The sequence below is a fragment of the Intrasporangium sp. genome (genome assembly GCF_032907665.1).
Classification (GTDB): Bacteria; Actinomycetota; Actinomycetes; order Actinomycetales; family Dermatophilaceae; genus Intrasporangium.
Map to the genome: position 1 here is coordinate 1 of NZ_JAJJPG010000015.1, position 3,980 is coordinate 3,980.

At 66.7% G+C, this 3,980-nt stretch carries 5 protein-coding genes; 1 reads left to right on the forward strand and 4 read right to left on the reverse strand.

What is annotated here, in order from left to right; all coding sequences use genetic code 11:
* Positions 1-50: 50 nt before the first annotated feature.
* The 4 genes from LOY02_RS04100 to LOY02_RS04115 form a co-directional block, all read right to left on the reverse strand.
* On the reverse strand, positions 51-974 hold the full coding sequence (locus LOY02_RS04100) for an amino acid ABC transporter permease (RefSeq protein WP_317181058.1): 924 nt from the start codon (positions 972-974) through the stop codon (positions 51-53).
* On the reverse strand, positions 971-1,636 hold the full coding sequence (locus tag LOY02_RS04105) for an amino acid ABC transporter permease (RefSeq protein WP_317181059.1): 666 nt from the start codon (positions 1,634-1,636) through the stop codon (positions 971-973). The genes LOY02_RS04100 and LOY02_RS04105 overlap by 4 nt, the downstream gene beginning before the upstream one ends.
* A 120-nt stretch (positions 1,637-1,756) precedes the next feature.
* On the reverse strand, positions 1,757-2,590 hold the full coding sequence (locus LOY02_RS04110) for a glutamate ABC transporter substrate-binding protein (RefSeq protein WP_317181060.1): 834 nt from the start codon (positions 2,588-2,590) through the stop codon (positions 1,757-1,759).
* A 102-nt stretch (positions 2,591-2,692) separates the two neighbouring features.
* Positions 2,693-3,487, reverse strand: a complete 795-nt coding sequence (locus LOY02_RS04115) for an amino acid ABC transporter ATP-binding protein (RefSeq protein ID WP_410505913.1) — start codon at positions 3,485-3,487, stop codon at positions 2,693-2,695.
* Between the two features lie 219 nt (positions 3,488-3,706).
* Here LOY02_RS04115 and LOY02_RS04120 point away from each other — a divergent pair.
* The coding region (locus LOY02_RS04120; RefSeq protein WP_317181061.1) for a hypothetical protein at positions 3,707-3,980 on the forward strand (274 nt) is incomplete at its 3' end.

The window sequence follows — 3,980 nt, forward strand, 5'->3', positions numbered from 1 at the left end:
TTTGGGGCCACTCGACTGGCTGGTCGAGTGGCCCCAAACGCGCCGGGTGGTCACCGGTCGTGCAGAGCCCGCTCGTCCGCCTTGTGAAGCTGCTCGTCGATGAGCGTCGTGTCGATCTCGCTCACGCCGCCCGGCCCGGCCGCACCACGGGTGATCGTGACCCGGCCCCGCTCGCGCAGCCGGCGCTCGACGTAGGCGGCGACGCGGGTCAGTGCGTAGTTGATGACGATGAAGATCACCGCGATGACGATCATCGCCGGCACGATGTTGGACTTGTAGGAGCCGATCTGGCCGTAGGCGTTGAGCAGCTCCGGATACGTGATGATCTGGCCCAGGGCCGTGTCCTTGAGGACGACGACGAGCTGGCTGACCAAGGCCGGGAGCATTGCCGTGATGGCCTGGGGGAGCTGGATCATCCGGAGCGTCTGGGGAGGTGTCAACCCGATGGACAGGCCGGCCTCCGACTGTCCCTTGGGCAGGCTGCCGACGCCGGACCGGATGAGCTCGGCGACGACCGAGCCGTTGTAGAGCGTGAGCCCGGTGATGACGGCGGCGAGCGGGTTGATGTCGCTGTCGAAGATCCCGTTGAACGAGTAGAAGTAGAACGACGCGATCATCATGATGAGGACCGGCACCGAGCGGAAGAACTCGACGACGACCGTGCTCACCCAGCGCACGACTGCGTTGTGCGACAGGCGCCCCATCCCGAAGACCACGCCGAAGATGCCGGCGAGCAGGACCGAGATCACGGCCGCCTTGAGGGTGTTCATCAGGCCCGGGATGAGGTAGCTGACCCAGATCTCGGAGGTGAGGAAGGGGGTCCACTTCTCGGCGTCGAGATTGCCCTTCTCGCCGAGCTTCCACAGGGCGAAGGCCACGAAGCCGAGGATGAGGACCAGACCGACGACCGTGAGGAACCGATGCCGGGCCCTGGCCCTCGGGCCGGGGGCGTCGAAGAGGACGGAGGTGCTCATCGTTTCACCGCCAGCCGGTTCGACAGGTGAGTGATGAGGACCCCGACGGGCAGGGTGAGAATGACGAAGCCGATGGCGACGATGAGGAAGATCGCCAGGATGAGGTCGGACCTGAACTCGATCATCTCCCGCATCAGGCCGCTGACCTCCGCCACGCCGATCGCCGTCGCGACAGTCGTGTTCTTCGTCAGGGCGATCAGGGTGTTGCCGAGTGGTGTGATGGCGCCGCGGAAGCCCTGCGGCAGGACGATCTCCCGCAGGCTCTGCGAGAAGGTGAGCCCGATCGAGCGGGCCGCTTCGGCCTGACCCACCGGGACGGTGTTCACGCCGGACCGGATGGCCTCGCAGACGAAGGCCGCGTGGTAGACGGACAGCGCGATGATCGCCCAGATGATGTTGTTGCGGGTGAACTCGTCACTGAAGTTGAACCCGAGGTTGACCGCCATGACGATGTTCGACGCGATGATGATGAGGGTGAGCGGGGTGTTGCGGACGGTGTTGACGTAGAACGCCCCGGCTTTCTGGAACACCGCGACGGGCGACAGGCGCATGACCGCGACGAGGGTGCCGATGAGCAGCGAGCCGATCGCTGCGGTGACCGTGAGCAGGATCGTCATCCCGAAAGCAGCGAAGATGTTGTACTCCGCGAAGAGTTCACCCATGCGTTGTCCTCCTCGGGAGAGCCGGGTGGCGGGCTGGCTGTGGCGGGGAAGCAGCCACAGCGGGAGGTATGCCGCTGAGCTCGCTCAGCTCAGCGGCATACCTCCGCGGGTGGTTGGTCGTCAGGCGGACTGGCAGGTCGGGGTGGGCGGGTTGCCCTCACCCGGCGTGTAGTTGGCCGGGCCGAGCCACTTCTGGACCGACTCCTCCCACTTGCCGTCGTCGATGAACTTCTGCAGGGCCGTGACGACCTGGTTGCAGAACTCCGTGTCGCCCTTCTGCACGCCGACCCCGTAGTTCTCGGTGGAGAAGGTGTTGCCGACGACCTTGAGCTTGCCCTTGTTGGCGTCCTGGGCCGCGTAGCCGGCGAGGATCGTGTCGTCGGTCGTCAGGGCGTCGACGGCGCCGGACTTCAGCGCGTCCACGCAGAGGCTGTAGGTGTTGTACTCCTGGAGGTTGACTCCCGGAACCTCCTTCTGGACGTTCACCGCGGAGGTCGACCCCTTGACGGAGCAGAGCTTCTTGCCTGCGAGGCTCTCGGTTCCCGTGATCGACGTGTCGTCGGCGCGGATGAGCAGGTCCTGGCCGGCGATGAAGTACGGGCCGGCGAAGGACACGTCGGCCATCCGCTTGTCGGTGATGGAGTAGGTGCCGACGATGTACTTGACCTGCCCGGTCTTGAGCAGGGTCTCGCGCTGGGACGAGACGGCCTCGACGAACTCGACCTCGAGGTCGAGTTCCTCGGCGATGAAGTTGGCGACGTCGACGTCGAAGCCCGAGTAGGTGGCCCCCGTCTTGAGGCCGAGGCCCGGCTGGTCGAACTTGATCCCGACCTTGACCTTCTCGCCGCCTGCGGCTGCCCCTCCGCCGTTGCCGCCGCCGTCGTCCCCGCACGCTGCGAGGCCGAGTGCAGCGACGGCGGCGATGGCAACCGCGCTGGTGCGCCTGAGCTTCATGTGTGTTCCTCCTGGTTGGTTGCGCTGGTGGTTCGGTGCTTGTGCGGGTGGCCGGCCGAGACACGCTGACGGGCCCGGCCGGCCGGAGCCCGCTGGCCCGCCCTAGTGGGTCAGGATCTTGCTGAGGAAGTCCTGGGCGCGGGGCGTCTTGGGGTTGGTGAAGAACTCCTCCGGAATGTCCTGCTCGACGATCTCGCCCTCGTCCATGAAGACGACGCGGTCCGCGGCTCGGCGGGCGAAGCCCATTTCGTGGGTCACGACGATCATGGTCATGCCCTCCTTGGCGAGGCTCGTCATGACGTCGAGGACCTCGTTGATCATCTCCGGGTCGAGGGCCGATGTCGGCTCGTCGAACAGCATCACCTTGGGGTTCATCGCCAACGAGCGGGCGATGGCGACGCGCTGCTGCTGCCCGCCGGAGAGCTGAGCCGGGTACTTGTCCTTCTGCTGTTGCACCCCGACTCGCTCGAGCAGTTCGAGGGCCTTCTTCTCCGCGTCCCCCTTGGAGAGGCCGCGCACTTTGATCGGACCGAGAGTGACGTTCTGCAGGATCGTCTTGTGCGCGAAGAGGTTGAAGGACTGGAAGACCATGCCGACGTCTGCACGGAGGTTGGCGAGCGGCTTGCCCTCTTCGGGGAGCGGCTGCCCGTCGATGAGGATGCGACCCGTCTCGTAGGTCTCCAGGCGGTTGATCGTGCGGCACAGGGTCGACTTGCCCGACCCGGAGGGTCCGAGCACGACGACGACATCGCCCTTGCCGACGGTCAGGTCGATGTCCTTGAGCACGTGCAGGTCACCGAAGTGCTTGTTGACACCTTCGACGACCACGATGGGGTGCTCGGGGTCGGTGGCCCGGTCCGACGACCGGTCGACGCCGACGGCTTTCGCTTCGTCCATGCGGGGAAACCTATCGGTTGACCGACCCTGGGGCGAGGGCTGGCCGCGAGCGTCGCCGAATCGTAGCGAAGCGGGCGAGAGTTCCTGAATGGCCTCCCTGCCCGAGGACGGAGGCGTCAGGAACCGCTCGCGTCGTCGGCCGCGGCTTCCGGATCCGTCGAGCCGTCGCCGGTGGCCAGCTCCGTGGAAGGCTCTGTGGAAGGCTCTGTGGAAGGTTCCGTGGAGGGCTCTGTGGAGGGCGCCGTCGTCTGCTCGGCCGGACTCGACGTGGCCGGCTCGGTAGTGTCACCGGTCGAGGACGTGGCGCCGGGCTCCGGGGCAGTGGCGCCTGTCGACTCCGTCGTGCTCGGCGAGTCCGTCTGGTCGGGGGCCGTGGTGGTCGGAGCGGGGTCCGGCTCCGATGACGTCGGGTCGGTCGTCGGGTCCGACGTCGGGTCGGTCGTCGGGTCCGTGGTGGGGTCGGTGGTCGGATCGGTGGTCGGATCGGTCGTCG